This window comes from Nocardioidaceae bacterium (genome assembly GCA_018672315.1).
GTDB lineage: Bacteria > Actinomycetota > Actinomycetes > Propionibacteriales > Nocardioidaceae > TYQ2.
In genome coordinates this window covers 2,474,950-2,491,653 of sequence record CP076053.1, presented here as the reverse complement: position 1 = coordinate 2,491,653, position 16,704 = coordinate 2,474,950, and the positions used below count along the sequence as shown (strand labels likewise).

The 16,704-nt window shown below is 72.9% G+C and carries 18 protein-coding genes; 12 read left to right on the top strand and 6 right to left on the bottom strand.

The genetic code is table 11. From position 1 onward, the window contains the following. The first annotated feature begins 41 nt into the window (after nt 1-41). Complete coding sequence (locus KLP28_12070) at nt 42-1,616, top strand: PH domain-containing protein (GenBank protein ID QWC84311.1); 1,575 nt, start codon at nt 42-44, stop codon at nt 1,614-1,616. Between the two features lie 42 nt (nt 1,617-1,658). Next, entirely contained in the window at nt 1,659-2,465 is an 807-nt protein-coding gene (xth, locus tag KLP28_12065) for an exodeoxyribonuclease III (GenBank protein ID QWC84310.1), read from the top strand. 149 nt (nt 2,466-2,614) lie between these two features. Here xth and KLP28_12060 read toward each other — a convergent pair whose 3' ends face one another. Beyond that, entirely contained in the window at nt 2,615-3,139 is a 525-nt protein-coding gene (locus tag KLP28_12060; GenBank protein ID QWC84309.1) for a GAF domain-containing protein, read from the bottom strand. A 157-nt stretch (nt 3,140-3,296) separates the two neighbouring features. Between KLP28_12060 and KLP28_12055 the strand changes: the two genes are divergently transcribed. After that, entirely contained in the window at nt 3,297-3,446 is a 150-nt protein-coding gene (locus KLP28_12055) for a hypothetical protein (GenBank protein QWC84308.1), read from the top strand. Nucleotides 3,447-3,563: 117 nt separating this feature from the next. On the opposite strand, the gene KLP28_12050 is transcribed toward KLP28_12055, so the two are convergent. Both KLP28_12050 and KLP28_12045 read right to left on the bottom strand, forming a co-directional pair. After that, on the bottom strand, nt 3,564-6,104 hold the full coding sequence (locus KLP28_12050; protein ID QWC86961.1) for a DUF3516 domain-containing protein: 2,541 nt from the start codon (nt 6,102-6,104) through the stop codon (nt 3,564-3,566). Nucleotides 6,105-6,124: 20 nt separating this feature from the next. Next, nucleotides 6,125-6,679, bottom strand: a complete 555-nt coding sequence (locus KLP28_12045) for an amino acid-binding ACT protein (protein QWC84307.1) — start codon at nt 6,677-6,679, stop codon at nt 6,125-6,127. A gap of 62 nt (nt 6,680-6,741) precedes the next feature. Between KLP28_12045 and KLP28_12040 the strand changes: the two genes are divergently transcribed. After that, nucleotides 6,742-7,956, top strand: a complete 1,215-nt coding sequence (locus KLP28_12040; GenBank protein QWC84306.1) for a DNA recombination protein RmuC — start codon at nt 6,742-6,744, stop codon at nt 7,954-7,956. Next, the gene (locus tag KLP28_12035; GenBank protein QWC84305.1) at nt 7,953-8,606 is read left to right on the top strand and encodes a hypothetical protein; all 654 of its coding nucleotides are present in this window, start codon (nt 7,953-7,955) and stop codon (nt 8,604-8,606) included. The genes KLP28_12040 and KLP28_12035 overlap by 4 nt, the downstream gene beginning before the upstream one ends. Here KLP28_12035 and KLP28_12030 read toward each other — a convergent pair. Then, on the bottom strand, nt 8,555-9,175 hold the full coding sequence (locus KLP28_12030; protein ID QWC84304.1) for a threonylcarbamoyl-AMP synthase: 621 nt from the start codon (nt 9,173-9,175) through the stop codon (nt 8,555-8,557). The genes KLP28_12035 and KLP28_12030 overlap by 52 nt on opposite strands. A gap of 11 nt (nt 9,176-9,186) precedes the next feature. After that, nucleotides 9,187-10,188 carry a 4-hydroxy-3-methylbut-2-enyl diphosphate reductase gene (locus tag KLP28_12025; protein ID QWC84303.1) on the bottom strand — a complete coding sequence of 334 codons (1,002 nt, stop codon included), beginning with the start codon at nt 10,186-10,188 and terminating at the stop codon, nt 9,187-9,189. An 84-nt stretch (nt 10,189-10,272) separates the two neighbouring features. On the opposite strand from KLP28_12025, the gene KLP28_12020 reads away from it, so the two are divergent. Both KLP28_12020 and KLP28_12015 read left to right on the top strand, forming a co-directional pair. Further along, nucleotides 10,273-11,535 carry an exodeoxyribonuclease VII large subunit gene (locus KLP28_12020; protein QWC84302.1) on the top strand — a complete coding sequence of 421 codons (1,263 nt, stop codon included), beginning with the start codon at nt 10,273-10,275 and terminating at the stop codon, nt 11,533-11,535. Further along, nucleotides 11,528-11,779: an exodeoxyribonuclease VII small subunit gene (locus KLP28_12015; protein QWC84301.1), complete on the top strand. Its 252-nt coding sequence runs from the start codon at nt 11,528-11,530 to the stop codon at nt 11,777-11,779. Before KLP28_12020 ends, KLP28_12015 begins: the two co-directional genes overlap by 8 nt. 37 nt (nt 11,780-11,816) lie before the next feature. Here the strand turns inward: KLP28_12015 and KLP28_12010 are convergent, their stop codons facing one another. After that, entirely contained in the window at nt 11,817-12,437 is a 621-nt protein-coding gene (locus KLP28_12010) for a DUF4245 domain-containing protein (protein ID QWC84300.1), read from the bottom strand. 121 nt (nt 12,438-12,558) lie between these two features. Between KLP28_12010 and KLP28_12005 the strand changes: the two genes are divergently transcribed. From KLP28_12005 to glpX, 5 genes are all read left to right on the top strand, one after another. Further along, nucleotides 12,559-12,972: a TOBE domain-containing protein gene (locus KLP28_12005; GenBank protein QWC84299.1), complete on the top strand. Its 414-nt coding sequence runs from the start codon at nt 12,559-12,561 to the stop codon at nt 12,970-12,972. After that, entirely contained in the window at nt 12,969-13,754 is a 786-nt protein-coding gene (gene modA / locus KLP28_12000) for a molybdate ABC transporter substrate-binding protein (GenBank protein ID QWC84298.1), read from the top strand. Before KLP28_12005 ends, modA begins: the two co-directional genes overlap by 4 nt. Then, entirely contained in the window at nt 13,751-14,542 is a 792-nt protein-coding gene (locus tag KLP28_11995; GenBank protein QWC84297.1) for an ABC transporter permease, read from the top strand. Before modA ends, KLP28_11995 begins: the two co-directional genes overlap by 4 nt. 20 nt (nt 14,543-14,562) lie before the next feature. After that, on the top strand, nt 14,563-15,588 hold the full coding sequence (locus tag KLP28_11990) for an ABC transporter ATP-binding protein (GenBank protein ID QWC86960.1): 1,026 nt from the start codon (nt 14,563-14,565) through the stop codon (nt 15,586-15,588). Between the two features lie 77 nt (nt 15,589-15,665). Then, the gene (gene glpX, locus KLP28_11985) at nt 15,666-16,703 is read left to right on the top strand and encodes a class II fructose-bisphosphatase (GenBank protein ID QWC84296.1); all 1,038 of its coding nucleotides are present in this window, start codon (nt 15,666-15,668) and stop codon (nt 16,701-16,703) included. The last annotated feature ends 1 nt before the right edge of the window (nt 16,704 follow it).

Here is a 16,704-nt window from a genome sequence, read left to right as displayed (position 1 = left end):
GGTCTCACGACGATCCTTTCGCGCCACCGAGTGAGGAGGAGGTGTCGAGACGCTCGCAAGCTCGCTCCTCACCCTCCGACGAGCCCGAGTCGCCGGACGAGCTCGACGCCGTGGACGGCTCCGCCGCGACCTGGCAGCGCACCTCGCCGCTGCAGCTCGTCGTCGCCCCCGCCCGGGCACTCGCGAACCTCGCGCTGCCGTTCGTCGTCGTGCTGTTCCTGGGCAGTGGCGGTGGTGGCCGCAGTCTCATCGGCACGCTCGCCTTCATCGTGCCCGTCGCGATCCTCGTCGTGCTGGGCTCGCTGCTCCCCTGGCTCGGCACCCGGTGGCGCATCGCCGACGGGCGGTTGCAGCAGAAGTACCGCGTGCTCTCGACCAAGCAGACCTCGGTGACGCTCGACCGGGTCCGCAGCGTCGACCTGGAGTCCACGATCTGGCACCGCGCGCTCGGCCTCTCGGTCGTCAAGATCGGCACCGGGGTCGACGACGAGCGCATCACCCTGGACTCCCTGGCGAAGTCCGACGCGCTGGAACTTCAGGAGTTCCTGCTCACCCGGGTCGACCGCTCGGCCGCGTACGCCGACGCCGACCGACCCGAAGGATCCGACGCGCAGCCGTCGACGCCACCGCGACCCGCGGGGCGCGAGGTGCTCACGCGCCTGGACTGGAGCTGGCTGCGGTACGCACCCCTGCAGGTCAGCCAGCTCGTGGTGCTCGCCGCGGCCTTCGGTTTCTTCGCGCAGTTCCTCGACGACCTGCCGATCGACCAGGGTGACGTGGTCGACTCGGTGCAGGGCCAGGTCGACCGCCTCGGCCTCCTGATCGTCATCGGGTTCGTGCTCGTGGTGGTCGTCGTGGGCTACGTGCTCGCTGCCATCGGGGCGTACGCCGTGCGCTGGTACGGCCTCGTCGTCTCGCGCGACCCCGAGAACCTGCGCGTCGAGGCCGGTTTGCTCACCACCCGGTCGGTCACCGTCGAGCGTCGCCGCATCCGGGGACTCGAGATGACCGAGCCCGCGCTCGTACGCCTCGCGACCGGTGCCCAGCTGAGTGCCCTCGCCACCGGTGTCGGGTCCGGTGGGACGACCCAGGTGCTGCCCTCGGTGCCCCGCGCCGTCGCCGTGGACGTCGGTGAGCAGATGCTCGACGCCCGAGAGGCGCTGACGACGGAGCTGACCCAGCACGGACCGGCGGCGCGACGTCGCCGTCACGTGCGCGCGCAGCTCGTCGCCGTGCCGGCCGCCGCAGCACTCGTCGTCGCGACCGTCCTGGCCGACCTGACCCCCGCGCTCTTCGTGCTCGCCGCCCTGCTCCCGGTACTGGGAGTCGGCCTGGCGGAGCTGTCGTACAAACACCTCGGTCACACGCTGACGCCGACCCACCTGGTCTCCCGCACCGGCATCCTCGGCACGACGACACGCGTGCTCGAACGCGACGGTGTCATCGGGTGGACGCTCACCCAGACGTTCTTCCAGCGCCGCGTCGGCCTGTGCCACCTGGTGGCCGCGACCGCGGCGGGACCGGAGCAGGTCGCCGTGGTCGACGTACGCCTCGACGTCGCGACGGCGCTCGCGGCCGAGATCACGCCGCGTCTCGTCAGGCAGTTCGCGGCCTGAGCCCGGTCCTGGCTCACCGGTCGCCGCGGGTAGGTTCGCCGGATGCGTCTGGCCACCTGGAACGTCAACTCCGTCCGCTCCCGCATCGACCGTGTCGAAGCGCTGCTGCAGCGTCACGAGATCGACGTGCTGGCGCTGCAGGAGACCAAGTGCAAGGAGGAGCAGTTCCCGCTGATGGGGCTGGAGTCGCTCGGCTACGAGGTCGCCGCGTTCGGCTACGACCAGTGGAACGGCGTCGCTATCGTCTCCCGCGTCGGCCTCGACGACGTCGAGCGCGGCTTCGAAGGTGCCCCTCACTTCGGCAAGGGCGACGCGGAGCCCCTTCTGGAGGCACGCGCCATCGGGGCGACGTGCGGCGGCGTACGCGTGTGGTCGCTGTACGTCCCCAACGGCCGCAAGCCCGGGGACGAGCACTACCACTACAAGATCGACTGGCTGAGCGCTCTGCAGCAGCAGGCCACCGGCTGGGCGGCCGCCGGGCCGACCGCGCTGGTCGGTGACTGGAACATCGCACCGCTGGACTCCGACGTCTTCGACATCACCCAGTTCGCCCGGTCGACGCACGTGACGCCGCCGGAGCGCAAGGCCTTCGAGGCCTTCGTCCACGGCGGCTACGCCGACGTCGTGCGGCCGATCCTCCCGGGCGAGGACGTCTACACCTACTGGGACTACTACCGGCAGCGGTTCGAGCGAAACCGTGGCATGCGCATCGACTACGTGCTCGGGGGCGGCGGGCTCGCCGACCGCGTCACCGGCGCCTTCATCGACACCGAGGAGCGAGGCGGCGAGGACGGGCACGGGAAGGGTGCGTCCGACCACGCACCGGTCGTCGTCGACATCACCGACTGACCTCCGGCCCTGCCGCGAGCGGTCGGTTGTCGGTCCGTGCCCCGAGGCCTGCGTCCCCGCGAGAAGTGACCTCTCGGCGGTGCTGCGAGAAGTGACCTCTCGCGAGAAGTGACCCCTCGGCGGTGCTGCGAGAAGTGACCTCTCGGGGGTCAGGCGCGTACGCCTCGTGGCTTCGCCTCGATCCCGCGCTGGATCGCCCGGCTCGCCGTGTGCGCCAGCTTCGCGAGGAGGAGCTCGTCGTCCGGGTCCAGGGTGCGTACCTCGGTGTCGAAGAGGCAGAACCTGCCGACCATCTCTCCGCCGGCGGCGTAGATGGGCGCCGAGGCGTAGAAGCGCAGGCTCGCGCGGCGCCCGTCGACGTACGGCAGCTCGGCCATGCGCTCGTCGGCGAGCGTGTCGCGGACCTGGAAGATCCCGGGGACCCCCATCGAGTGCTTGCACATGGCGTCGCCCTCGTCGGTGCAGAAGGGGTCGGTTCCCGATGTGAGCGCGAAGTGGAACTGGTGGCCCTCGAGGACGGTGATGGCCGCCATCGGCACGCCGATGTACTGCCGCGCCACATCGACCAGGGCCGGCAGGTCGAAGTCGGCCCAGTTCTCGAGCGCCTCCCGCGCGGCCGTGGCCGGGTCCCGCGTCTCCTCGTCCCGTGCATCGCCTCCGGTGGCGACCGTCATCCTGAACCTCCCTCGAGCCGGCGTCCAGCCGGTTGCGGCCACCTGTCCGAAGCCGACCATCGACGTTAGCAAGCCTTTACGTCCTCTTGCCCGCCTATCGCACGACCTAGTCATCTCGGCTCGCGGACCTCCCCCAGGACGGCATCAGACTTCTGGTGTGACGGCGACCACCATCAGCCTCGGTGCGTACCTGTCGCCCCCGGCCGACGCCGGGGACCCCCAACTGCGTTTCGAGGCGATGCGCGCCTCGATCGCGCGCACCAGCGCCGACGACCTCGACTACTGCGAGCGCCAGAGCCGCGAGTGAACGATGGACGGTCAGCCGCCGCAGACTGCGCCACCCCCTCGGTCGGGCCGACGATCGCGCCGTGCGAGAGGTGCGCCTCTGGCTGGCGGACTTCCTCGAGCTGGAACCGCGCAGCGCCTAGAGGCGTACGAGCCCCTCGACCTGCATCACCAGGTCGCCCTCGGCGTCCGAGGCGTCGAGGTCGACCACCGCGAGGATGCGCCAGTCGTGGTTGCCCTCCGGATCGGCCACGACCTGCTGCACGCGCCACACCCGCTCCCCCGTCGTCGACGGGAGGTCCAGCCGGTCGGGCCTCTCGTCCACCTGGAACATCCGCGGCCCCCGCGCGTCCCCTGCCGTCAGCACCTCGTCGTGCTCGGCGAAGTAGTCCTCGACGCGGTCCCAGACCGACCCGTCGAGCTCCTCCAGCGCCGCGACGTCCTGCGCACGGCCGCGCGCGAGCAGCTCCAGGCGCCGCCACAGCGCGTTGCGCACCAGCACCCGGAAGCCGCGGGTGTCGCTCGACAGCGTCCGCGGGGTGTCGGGACGCACCGGCTCCGCGGCCGCCACCGAGCCGGAGTCGGCGCCCGCGACCATCGCCTCCCACTCGTCGATGAGACTCGAGTCGGTCTGGCGCACGACGGCCTCGAGCCAGTCGCGGATGTCGTCCATCTCCGGCGTACGCACCGCGTCGGGCACCGTCTGGCGCACGGTCCGCCAGGCGTCGGAGAGGTAGCGCAGCAGCAGACCCTCAGACCGGGCAAGGCCGTAGAAGGAGACGTACTCGGCGAAGGTGAGCCGACGCTCGTACATGTCGCGGGCCACCGTCTTCGGCGAGACCGGTGTCTCCCACAGCCACGGGTGCGCCTGCGCGTACACCTCGAAGGTCGCGGTCAGCAGCTCCTCGAGGGGCTTCGGGTAGGTCACCTCCTCGAGCAGCTCCATGCGCTCCTCGTACTCGATGCCCTCGGCCTTCATCTCCGCCACGGCCTCGCCCTTCGCCCGGTGCTGCTGAGCGAGCAGCACCTGGCGGGGGTCGTCGAGGGTGGACTCGACGACGCTGAGCACGTCGAGCGTGTACGTCTCGGCCTCGGGGTCCAGCGCCTCGAAGGTCGCCAGCGCGTACGTCGAGAGCGGCTGGTTCAGCGCGAACCCGTGCTGCAGGTCCGTGTCCACCCGCGTCCGCGACCCGTCGGCGGCCTGCTCCTCGAGCTGGTGCACCACACCCCCGGCCAGCAGCGAGCGGTAGATCGCCACGGCCCGCCGCACCAGCTGCACCTGGCGCCGTCCGGTCTCGTGGTTCTCCCGCAGCAGCCGCTGAAAGACCGGCAGCGGGTCCTCCTCACGTGCCAGCACGTTCAGCACCATCGCGTGGGTGACCTTCATGCGCGGCGACAGCTGCTCGGGCGCGGCCTCGACGAGCTTGTCGTACGCGGCCTCGGTGTAGGTCGTCTCGCCCTCGGGGGGTTTCTTGCGCTGCACCCGCTTGAGCTTCTTGGGGTCGTCGCCGGCCTTGGCGACCAGCCGGGCGTTCTCTACCTCGTGGTCCGGTGCCTGCACCACGACCGACCCGGCGGTGTCGAAGCCCGCCCGTCCCGCTCGCCCCGCGATCTGGTGGAACTCCCGCGCGGTGAGCAGCCGCTGCCGTCGGCCGTCGTACTTCACCAGGCTCGTCAGCACCACGGTGCGGATCGGCACGTTGATGCCCACCCCGAGGGTGTCGGTGCCGCAGATGACCTTCAGCAGGCCGGCCTGGGCCAGCATCTCCACCAGCCGGCGGTAGCGCGGCAGCATGCCGGCGTGGTGGATGCCGATCCCCATGCGCACCACCCGGGACAGCGTCTTGCCGAAGCCGGGCCCGAAGCGGAAGGCGCCGATCGCCTCGGCGATCGCGTCGCGCTCGGCGCGTGAGGCGACGCCGGCCGAGGTCAGGGCCTGCGCGCGCTCCTGCGCGGCCGCCTGCGTGAAGTGCACGACGTAGACCGGGGCCTGGTTGGTCTCCAGGAGCTCCTCGATCGCCGCGTGCATCGGGTCGGTCGACCAGCCGAACGTCAGGGGCACCGGTCGCTCGGCGTGCTCGACCAGCGCCGTGTCGCGTCCGGTGCGCGCGGTGAGGTCCTCGCGGATGCGCTCGGTGTCACCGAGCGTGCCGCTCATCAGCAGGAACTGCGCCTGCGGGAGCTCCAGCAGCGGCACCTGCCAGGCCCACCCGCGGTCACGGTCGCCGTAGAAGTGGAACTCGTCCATCACGACCTGGCCGATGTCGGCGGCGGGGCCCTCGCGCAGCGCCTGCTGCGCGAGGATCTCCGCGGTGCAGCAGATCACGGGTGCGCCGGCATTGACCGCGGCGTCGCCGGTGAGCATCCCGACGTTGTCGGCCCCGAGCCGCTCGCACAGGTCGAAGAACTTCTCGCTGACCAGCGCCTTGATCGGGGCCGTGTAGTACGTACGCCTCCCCTGCGCCAGCGCGACCGTGTGGGCCGCGAGGGCGACCAGCGACTTGCCGGACCCGGTCGGCGTCGCCAGCACCACGTTGGCGCCGGTGACCAGCTCGAGCAGCGCCTCCTCCTGGGCCGGGTAGAGGCTGAGGCCCCGGTCCTCGACATAGGTGGTGAAGCGGTCGACGACCTCGTCGGGGTCGTACGCGTCGCTCCAGCCCGCTCCGGGCCAGTCGGTCAGGTCGACGCCCGCAGCAGGGCTCACACCGGGCCCGGTGGCGTCAGGGTGAGGTCGATCATCAGCTCGCCCGCGACCTCCTCGAGGGCGGCGCGTACGTCCTCGGCGTCGGCGGCGTCGCCGGCAGGCGGGAGCGACAGGGTCGCGTCGATCTCGAAGAGCATCCCGCCGGCCATCGGCGCCTCACGGACGTCGGTCTCCATCTCGTCGATGCCGACACCGCGGGCGGCCAGGACCGCGGAGATCTCGGCGACGATGCCAGGACGGTCGTCGCCGAGCAGCTGCAGCCGCAGCGTCGCACCCCGGGGTTCGCCGGCGGATCCACGGTGGGCCTCTGATCCCCCGGCGGGCTCGGCGCGCACCTCGAGCCCCTGCTCGGCGAGGCGCGGCAGCGCCGCCTCCAGCTCGCCGACCCGGTCGTCGGGCACCGACACCAGGACCACACCCGCGAACTTGCCGGCCAGCCTGGTCAGCTGGCTGCGCTGCCAGGAGCCGCCGCACGCCTCGACCGGGGCGGAGACCGCCTGGACGAGCCCGGGACGGTCCTCGCCGAGGACGGTGAGAACGAGATCGGCCATGACGGCAGGCTACGGCGCGCGGGGGCACAGAAGTGTCGGTGGTCTGCGGCATCGTGCCGTGCATGCCCGACTCGACCCTGCCGGTCCTGCTGCTCGTCGCAGTCCTCGCCTTCGCGCTCGGGGCGCTCTCGGGTGCCGTGTGGGCGCTCCTGCGTCGCCGCGACACCGCCCGCGACGACACGCTGCGCAGCGACCTGCTGGACCGCGCCGAGGGCCAGGCCCGGCTCGCCGAGGGTCTCGCCCGCCTCGACGCCTCGGTCCGTGAGCTGGGCGAGCAGCGGGTGTCGTGGCAGTCGCAGCTGCGCTCGCAGGTCGAGGAGGTGCGCCGCTCGACCGACTCCCTGCGCCGGGAGACCACGGCGCTCTCCACGGCACTGCGCAAGCCGCAGGTGCGGGGGCGCTGGGGCGAGATGCACCTGCGGCGCACCGTGGAGGCAGCCGGCATGTCGGCCCACTGCGACTTCTCCGAGCAGGCCACGCTCGGCGGTGCAGCCGAGGGCGACGGGGCAGGTGCGGGAGCCCTGCGGCCCGACCTCGTCGTCCACCTCGCGGGGGGCAAGCACGTCGTGATCGACTCCAAGGTGCCGTTGGACGCCTTCCTCGACGCGGGTGCCGCCGACGACGAGGAGGAGATCGCGGCGCACCTGCGCCGCCACGCGCGACAGCTGCGCACCCACGTCGACCAGCTCTCGAGCAAGACGTACTGGAAGGCCCAGCCGACCACGCCCGAGTTCGTCGTGCTCTTCGTGCCCGGTGAGTCCTTCCTCGCCGCCGCGCTCGAGGTCGAGCCGCAGCTGCTCGAGGAGGCGGCGCAGCGCAAGGTCGTGCTGGCGACCCCGACGACGCTGATCGCGCTGCTGCGGACGGTCGCCCACGCCTGGACCACGGAGGTCCTGGCCGAGCAGGCCCACGAGGTGCAGCGCCTCGGCCAGGAGCTGCACGACCGCCTCGGCACCGCCGCCGGGCACCTCGACAAGCTCGGCCGGTCCCTGGGTGCCGCGGTCACGGCCTACAACGCGCACGTGGGGGCGCTGGAGTCGCGGGTGCTCGTCACCGCCCGCCGCTTCAGCGAGCTCGGGGCCGTCGGTCAGGACGCCGAGCTGCCTGCCGTCCGCACGCTCGAGGACGCCCCCCGGCCCCTGGCCGCACACGAGCTGCTCGCGGCCGTCGCCCCCGCCGAGGAGGATCTCGAGGAGCTGTCGCGTCGATCCGGCGGCCTGCCCTCACGGCGCGGCGCCGAGGCCGACGGGCCGGGCGACTCTACGGTGAGCGCGTGACCAGCACCGTGCCGGGAGCCCCCGCGTGGCAGCACGTCGCGTCGCCGCGGACCCCACCCGGGCCGGACCACCCGCCGACGTTGTGGTCCGAGGGCCGCATGAAGGGCCGCGACGTGGTCCTCGCCACGATCGCCGTCACGCTGCTGGTGGTGGCCCTCGACCTCCTGATGACCGGCCGCCTGTCGTTCTTCTTCGACGTCTGCCTGGTCCCCATCAGCCTCGTCGCCGCACTGGCCGTCCGCCCCCGCGAGTTCTTCTGGGTCGCCGTGCTGCCGCCGCTGCTCGTCCTCAGCACGACGCTCGAGGTGGCCCTGCTCGCACCGCAGGCGCTCTCGGGCGCCGACGACAACGTGCTGCAGGCCGCGATCGTCGGTCTCGCCGACCGCGGTGAGGCCACGCTGTGGGCACAAGGGCTGACGCTGGTCGTGCTCGCCGTCCGCCGTCGCGTGCTGGCCCTGCCCGCGCTGATGCCGCCCGCCGGCAAGCTCCCTCCGCCGGTCGACGTGCAGGGCGACCTCGTCGCGGCGTACGACGACGCGGTCGAGGCCGTCGGCGCCGAGACGCTCGCCGCAGTCGACCAGGCGAACGAGGCCGACGCTCAGGCGAACCTGTCGGGGTCCCCGGCCCCCACCCGCAGCACCTCGGCGTAGCCGTCGGAGAAGTCGACCACGGTCGTCGGCTCCCGCCCGGTCTCGCCGGCGTCGATGACCGCGTCGACCTGGTGGTCGAGCCGTTCCTTGATCTCCCAGCCGTCAACCAGGGGCTCCTCGTCCCCGGGCAGCAGCAGGGTGGAGGACAGCAGCGGCTCCCCCAGCGCGTCCAGCAGTGCGTGGACGACGGTGTGCTCGGGGATGCGTACGCCCACCGTGCGCTTCTTGGGGTGCATCAGGCGCTTCGGCACCTCACCGGTGGCGGGCAGGATGAACGTGTACGGCCCCGGCGTGGCCGCCTTCACCGCGCGGAAGACCGCGTTGTCGACGTGCACCAGCTGGCCCAGCTGGGCGAAGTCGCGGCAGACCAGCGTGAAGTGGTGCTTGTCGTCGAGGTCGCGGATGCGCTTGAGACGCTCCAGGCCGTCCCGGTTGCCCAGCTGCATGCCCAGCGCGTAGCAGGAGTCGGTGGGATAGGCGATCAGTGCGTCGTCCCGCAGCAACCCCACGACCTGGTCGATGGTGCGGCGCTGCGGGTTGTCGGGGTGCACGTCGAGATAGCGCGCCATCGCCGTGGTCCCTACTCCTTGCCCGCGGCGCGCAGGTCGCGGCGCAGCTCCGGCGGGAGCGCGAAGATCAGCGACTCCTCGGCGGCCTGCACCGCTCTGGCGTCGGGGTAGCCGCGCTCGGCGAGGTAGGCGAGCACACCCTCGACGAGGTCCTCGGGCACCGAGGCGCCGGAGGTCACGCTGACCACGTCGACGCCCTCGAGCCAGCCCTCGTCGATCTCGCTCGCGTCGTCCACGCGGTAGGCGGCCTTCGCTCCCGCCTCCAGCGCGACCTCGACGAGGCGTACGGAGTTCGAGGAGTTGCCCGAGCCCACCACGATCACCAGGTCGGCGTCGGCGGAGATCTGCTTGATGGCGAGCTGCCGGTTCTGCGTCGCGTAGCAGATGTCGTCGCTGGGCGGGTCGAGCAGGTCGGGGAAACGCTCGCGGATCGCCCGCACCGTCTCCATCGTCTCGTCGACGCTGAGCGTGGTCTGCGAGAGCCACGCGACCCGCGTCGGGTCCTTCACCTCGATGCCGGGCACGTCCTCGGGGCCCTGCACCAGCTGGATCGCGACCGGCGCCTCGCCCCAGGTGCCCTCGACCTCCTCGTGGCCCTCGTGACCGATCAGCAGGATGTCGTAGCCGTCCTTGTCGAAACGACGCGCCTCGTGGTGCACCTTGGTGACCAGCGGGCAGGTCGCGTCGATGGTCTTCAGCTCGCGCTCCTGCGCCTGCGCGTGCACCGCGGGAGAGACACCGTGGGCGGAGAAGACGACCGTCTCGCCCGCGGGCACCTCGTCGAGCTCCTCGACGAAGATCGCGCCGCGCTCCTCGAGATTCGCCACCACGTGCTTGTTGTGGACGATCTGCTTGCGGACGTAGACGGGCGCGCCGTAGAGGTCGAGCGCCTTCTCCACCGTGATCACCGCACGGTCGACACCGGCGCAGTAGCCGCGCGGGGCGGCGAGCCGCACGGCGCGGTCCGCCTCGTCGGCCTGCAGGACGGGAGGCATGCCCAGGTCGGTCGTCATGTCCCTATCGTAGGAGGCCCGCGTGGGGCGTCCCAGCCGCTCATCGGGCGACGTCTGTCGGAGGGGGCGCCTAAGGTGCGGGACGTGCCGAACCAGACCTCCGCCGACGCCCCGATGCCGGTGCGCTCGGTCGCGCTGGCCGTGCAGGGATGGATCGACCGCCTGGGAGTCGTGTGGGTCGAGGGCCAGGTCGCGCAGATCAGTCGACGGGCGGCGGCGCAGACGGTCTTCCTGACGCTGCGCGACTCCGTGGCTGACGTCTCGGTGCAGGTGACGGCCTCCCGCGGCGTCGTCGACTCGCTCGCGACGCCGCTCGTGGAGGGCGCCTCGGTGGTGGTGCAGGCCAAGCCCAGCTACTACGCGCCGCGGGGCAGCTTCTCGCTGCAGGCGCGCGAGATCCGCATGGTCGGTGTCGGGGAGCTGCTGGCGAGGCTCGAGCGACGCCGTCAGCTGCTCGCCGCCGAGGGTCTCTTCGACCTGGCCCGCAAGCGCCGGCTGCCCTTCCTGCCCCGCCGGGTCGGGCTGGTCACCGCCAGCGGCAGCGCCGCGGAGAAGGACGTGGTCGAGGTCGCGCGGCGCCGCTGGCCGGGCGTGAGCATCCAGGCGGCGTACGCACCCATGCAGGGCCCCGGCTGCGCACCCGGCGTGATCGCCTCGATCGAGCGGCTCGACGCCGACGCGACCGTCGACGTCATCGTGGTCGCGAGGGGTGGCGGCTCCATGGAGGACCTGCTGGCGTTCTCCGACGAGGCCGTCGTCCGCGCCGCCGCCGCGTGCCGTACGCCCCTGGTCTCGGCTATCGGGCACGAGTCCGACAACCCCCTGCTCGACCTGGTCGCCGACCTGCGCGCCGCCACCCCCACCGACGCCGCCAAGCGGGTGGTGCCCGACGTCGCCGAGCAGCTCGACCTCGTGGCGGGACTGCGCGACCGTGCCCGTCGCAGCGTCCTCGCGCACGTCGACGCGGAGCGACGTCGGCTCGTCGACATCAGGTCGCGGCCGGTCCTCGCCGACCCGCGCGACGGTCTGACCGAGCGGCTCGAGGGCGTCCACGGTCTGCGCGACCGGGCGCGCCGCGTGTTGCGCCACGGGCTCGACCGCGCCGAGAGCGACCTCGCGCACGGTCTCGCGCGCGTCCGCGCCCTCTCACCGCTGGCGACGCTCGAGCGCGGCTACGCCGTCGTCCAGCGCCCCGGGGGTGAGGTCGTGCTCGACGCGGCCGACGTGCCGGTCGACGCCCCCCTCGACATCCGACTCGCCCGGGGCCGCCTGGACGCCACGACCACGCGCGTACGCCCTGACGAGACCTCCCCCTCCGCAGCCGACGAAAGGCCCGCCGATGACTGACGCCGAGACGACCGCGACCACAGGGGCCGAGGCCGAGGCCGAGCAGTCTGCGGAGCAGCTGCCGAGCTACGAGGCCGCCCGCGAGGAGCTGGTGGAGACCGTCCGTGCGCTCGAGGCGGGCGGCACGACGCTGGAGCAGAGCCTCGCCCTGTGGGAGCAGGGCGAGCGGCTCGCCCGCATCTGCCAGGACCACCTCGACGGGGCCCGCCGCCGACTCGATGCCGTGCTCGACACCGACGACTGACCGACCACGACTGAGCGCCCGTCGGCAGGTCAGTCCGTCAACCGGTCAGCCGCAGCGAGTCCACGACGCTGCGCAGCTGCTCCTCGGTGCCCGTCGTGACCACGAGCAGGGTCTGCTCACCGACCCGGGTCGTCACCGCGACGTCCCCGTCCGACCCCGTCCAACGCTGCCACTGCGTCGTCGCCGCGCCGGGCGAGTCCCCCGTCGACCCGAGGGTGTCCTGGGGCTCCGTGAGCTCGACGCTGCCCGATCGCTGTGCGTCCTCGCCGACGAACTCCTCCACCATCGCATCGGTGGTCGAGGCGCTCTGCTCGATACCCACGTACTCCTCGTCGGAGGTGAGCAGCCCGAGGTGCCAGTTGGCTCCCGCCGGCGGTTCCCACCGCACCGACGTGGCGATCCAGCCCTGCGGCAGCGATGCGGGGGCGGCCACGGGCCAGCCGGTCTGCTCGGCGGCAGGCTGCAGCACCTGGCCGTAGGCGATCGCGCGCAGCGGCGGCGCGTCCGGGTTGTCACGCACGATGCCGCGGAAGCCGATGAACACCAGCACCGCCAGCACCAGGATGATCATGGCGCCGACGAGCCCGCTGACACTGCGCTGGTAGCGGCCGGGGCGGCCGGTCGGCTCGTTCCCCGCTCCGGATTGGGTGCTGCTCACGCCACCATCGTCGCAAACGATGCGCCGCGGCCCCAGTGACGTGCCGGACACGATCCGTCACTTGTCCGCGAATGCGTCGCCTTTGATTGTCACGGGGCGCAGATGCGGCAATAGTTGCCCCATGCGCGCCGACACCACGTTCAGAGTCTCCGAGGCCGCCCGCCTGCTGGGCGTCAGCGACGACACCGTCCGCCGCTGGATCGACGGCGGCCGGCTGCCGTCGGCGGAGGACGCGGCGGGACGGACCGTGGTCCCCGGCCCCGACCTGGCCGCCCTGGCCCTCGAGCGCGGCCGATCCGCCACGGGCACCCCCGAGGAGGTCCGCGCCGACGCGGTCAGCGCCCGCAACCGCTTCGAGGGACTCGTCGCGAAAGTCACCAGCGACGCCGTGATGTCGCAGGTCGAGCTCGTGTGCGGCCCCTACCGCGTGGTGTCGTTGATGAGCACCGAGGCCGTCGAGCAGCTGGGCCTGCGGCCGGGGGTGCGCGCGGTCGCGTCGGTCAAGTCGACGTCCGTGGTGGTGGAGGTCCCGTGAGGCGCGTACGCACCGCGCTGGCCGTCGCCCTGCTCGCCGCCGCTCCGGCCCTGACCGCCTGCGGCGGGCCGACCGACGCCTCCGGCGCCTCGGAGCCCGCAAGCGGGTCGCAGGAGCTGACCGTGCTGGCCGCCGCCTCCCTGACCGAGGTGTTCGACGCACTCGGTGAGCAGTTCGAGGCCGACAACCCCGGCGTCACCGTGACGTTCGCGTTCGACTCCTCGGCGACGCTCGCGACCCAGGCCGCCGAGGGCGCGCCGGCCGACGTGCTCGCCACCGCCGACGAGCGCACCATGGAGGACGCCGTCGCCGCCGACGCCGTCACGGGGACGCCGACGGTCTTCGCCGAGAACCGGCTCGTGCTGGTCACCCCGGCGGACAACCCGGGCGGGGTCCGCGGTGTCGAGGACCTGGCTCGCGAGGACGTCGACTACGTCGTGTGCGTCCCCAGCGCTCCCTGTGGCGACCTCGCCGCACGGGCCCTGGAGGTCGCCGGCGTCGACGCCGACGCCGCGAGCCAGGAGGTCGATGTGAAGGCCGTGCTCGCCAAGGTCACCGCGGACGAGGCCGACGCCGGCATCGTGTACGCCACCGACGCCCTCGCCGCCGGCGACCAGGTGCAGGTCCTCGACCTCGCGGGTGCGGAGTCGTTGATCACGAGCTACCCGGTGGCCGTGCTGGCCCAGGCCGAGGCGAACGACCTCGCCGCACGGTGGATCGAGCTGCTGCAGTCCGCCCCCGGCCGGGACGTGCTCCGCGACGCGGGCTTCGACACCCCGTGACCGCGCGCCTCGGACGTCCGCCCGGCGTCCTGCTCGCGGTCGCCGTCCTGGCCTCGGCCTTTCTGGTGGTCCCCCTGGTCGCACTCGTGGCGGACTCGCCGTGGCAGGACCTGCCGGACCTGCTGACCGACCCGCTGACGTTGGCAGCACTGCGGCTGTCGGTGGTCACCTCACTCGTCGCCTCGGGTCTGTGCCTGGTGCTCGGACTGCCGCTGGCGTGGGTGCTGGCCCGGGTCGACTTCCCGGGCCGTCGACTGCTGCGGGCGCTGGTGCTCGTCCCCCTCGTGCTCCCACCGGTGGTCGCGGGAGTCGCCCTGCTGACGGCGTTCGGACGCACGGGGCTGCTGGGTGACCCGCTGCGCGAGGCCAGCGGGCTGACGATCCCGTACACCTCGGTGGCCGTGGTGCTGGCCCACACCTTCGTCGCGCTGCCGTTCTTCGTGCTCAGCGTCGAGGGGGCGTTGCGCGCCCGGGGGCCCGCGTACGACGTGGTGGCCGCCTCGCTCGGCGCCTCCCGCCTGCGTACGTTCACCGCGGTCACCGTGCCCATGGTCGGACCCGGCATCGGCGCGGGACTGGTGCTCGCCTGGGCCCGCTCCCTCGGCGAGTTCGGCGCGACCATCACCTTCGCCGGCAACTTCCCGCGCACCACCCAGACGATGCCGTCGCTGATCTACACGGCGCTGCAGGCCGACCCCGCCGCCGCGAGGGCTCTCAGCCTGCTGCTGCTGGCGGTGTCGATCGGTGTCCTCGCGGCGCTGCGTACGCGCTGGCTGGGCGCCCCGTGACCGCCGACGGAGCGCCCGGTATCGAGCTCGGCGTCGAGGTCGCGGGACGGCTGCGCGCCCAGCTCGCGTTCGCACCCGGTGAGACCGTCGCCGTCGTCGGACCCAACGGCGCCGGCAAGTCCACCCTCCTCCATGTCGTCGCCGGCCTCGTCCGCGCCGAGGGCACCGTGCGCGTCGACGGTGAGGACTGGACGGACCGTCCCGTGCAGCAGCGATCCATCGGGATGCTGTTCCAGGACCGCCTGCTCTTCCCCCACCTCAGCGCCCTCGACAACGTCGCCTTCGGGCTGCGCAGCCGCGGCGTCGCGAGGGGGGCGGCGCGCGAGCAGGCGTACGCGTGGCTCGAGCGCGTCGACCTCGCCGACCTCGCGGCCCGGCGTCCCGACGCCCTCTCGGGCGGCCAGGCGCAGCGGGTGGCGCTGGCCCGCTCCATGGTGACCGACCCGCGCGTGCTGCTGCTGGACGAACCGATGGGCGCCCTCGACGTGGGCGCGGCCGCCGGCCTGCGACTGGAGCTCGCCCGACGGCTGCGGGAGTTCACCGGCGTCACCCTGCTGGTGACCCACGACGCCGTCGACGCGCTCACCCTCGCCGACTCCGTGGTGGTCCTCGACGAGGGCGCCGTGCACCAGGTCGGCAGCCCGCACGAGGTCGCCACCCGCCCGCGTACGCCCCACGTGGCCCGCCTGGTGGGCCTGAACGTCATGCGCGGAGTCGCCGAGGGCACCGTCGTACGCCTCGAGGGCGGTGGCGAGGTCGCCACGGCGACCCCGGCACGGGGCCCCTCGATCGTGGCGTTCGCCGCCGCGTCGGTGGCCCTCTCCCCCGCCGAGCCGGTCGGCTCCTCCGTGCGCAACCGCTGGCCCGGGCGCGTACGCGGGCTGACCGCGCAGGAGGCGCGCGTCCGCGTCGTGGTCGACCTCGAGGGTCTCGCGACCACCGTCGTCGCCGACGTCACCACCGCGGCCGCCGCGGACCTCGGCCTCGCACCGGGCACGCCGGTGTGGGCGTCGGTCAAGGCCACCGAGACCACCGTGTACGCCTGAGCGACCCCCCGCGGACCGCTCCGCACCACCCGCGCGGAGGCAGCAGGGCCCGCCCGCGCTCGGATAGGGTCCGCGGCATGACCGACCACGCGCACGACTCCGCCATGCCGCCCTCCCTCGAGGTGCCCTCGGTCAGCCCCGACCGCAACCTCGCCATGGAGCTGGTGCGCGTCACCGAGGCCGCCGCGCTGGCGTCGGGCCGCTGGTCCGGTCGCGGCGACAAGAACGGCGCCGACGAGGTCGCGGTCAACGCGATGCGCACGATGATCTCGACCGTCGGCATGCGCGGCGTCGTCGTCATCGGCGAGGGCGAGAAGGACGAGGCCCCCATGCTGTTCAACGGTGAGGAGGTCGGCGACGGCACCGGCCCCGACTGCGACGTCGCGGTCGACCCCATCGACGGCACCACCCTCGCTGCCAAGGGCATGAACAACGCCATCGCCGTGCTCGCCGTGTCGCCCCGCGGCTCGATGTACGACCCCAGCGCCGTGTTCTACATGGAGAAGCTCGCCGCCGGCCCCGAGGCCGCCGGTGTCGTCGACATCCGCCACCCGGTCGGCGTCAACGTCGAGGCCGTGGCGCGGGCCAAGGGCAAGCGCAAGGAGGACGTCGTGGTCGTCATGCTCGACCGTCCCCGGCACGAGAAGCTCGCCGCCGAGGTGCGCGAGGCCGGCGGCCGCATCAAGTTCATCAGCGACGGCGACGTCGCCGGCGCGATCATGGCCGCACGCGAGGGCACCGGTGTCGACCTGCTGCTCGGCATCGGAGGCACCCCCGAGGGCATCATCACCGCCTGCGCGATGAAGTGCATGGGCGGCGTCATTCAGGGTCGGCTGTGGCCCAAGGACGACGAGGAGCGCCAGCGGGCCCTGGACGCGGGCCACGACCTGGACCCCGACCACGTGCTCGGCACCGACGACCTCGTCGCGGGCGACGACTGCTTCTTCGTCGCCACCGGCATCACCGACGGCGAGCTGATGGAGGGCGTCCGCTACCACGGCGCCGGCGCCTCCACCCACTCCCTGGTCATGCGCTCGCGCAGCGGCACGATCCGCTCCATCCGCTCCCAGCACCAGCTGGGCAAGCTCCAGGCGTACGCCGCGGACCGGCCGTGAG

What these genes read in the sequence shown, in the direction of transcription:
- xth (QWC84310.1), top strand. Translation starts at nt 1,659, where the DNA reads ATGCGTCTGGCCACCTGGAACGTCAACTCCGTCCGCTCCCGCATCGAC.
- KLP28_12060 (QWC84309.1), bottom strand. Translation starts at nt 3,139, where the DNA reads ATGACGGTCGCCACCGGAGGCGATGCACGGGACGAGGAGACGCGGGAC.
- KLP28_12045 (QWC84307.1), bottom strand. Translation starts at nt 6,679, where the DNA reads ATGGCCGATCTCGTTCTCACCGTCCTCGGCGAGGACCGTCCCGGGCTC.
- KLP28_12040 (QWC84306.1), top strand. Translation starts at nt 6,742, where the DNA reads ATGCCCGACTCGACCCTGCCGGTCCTGCTGCTCGTCGCAGTCCTCGCC.
- KLP28_12030 (QWC84304.1), bottom strand. Translation starts at nt 9,175, where the DNA reads ATGGCGCGCTATCTCGACGTGCACCCCGACAACCCGCAGCGCCGCACC.
- KLP28_12025 (QWC84303.1), bottom strand. Translation starts at nt 10,188, where the DNA reads ATGACGACCGACCTGGGCATGCCTCCCGTCCTGCAGGCCGACGAGGCG.
- KLP28_12015 (QWC84301.1), top strand. Translation starts at nt 11,528, where the DNA reads ATGACTGACGCCGAGACGACCGCGACCACAGGGGCCGAGGCCGAGGCC.
- KLP28_12005 (QWC84299.1), top strand. Translation starts at nt 12,559, where the DNA reads ATGCGCGCCGACACCACGTTCAGAGTCTCCGAGGCCGCCCGCCTGCTG.
- glpX (QWC84296.1), top strand. Translation starts at nt 15,666, where the DNA reads ATGACCGACCACGCGCACGACTCCGCCATGCCGCCCTCCCTCGAGGTG.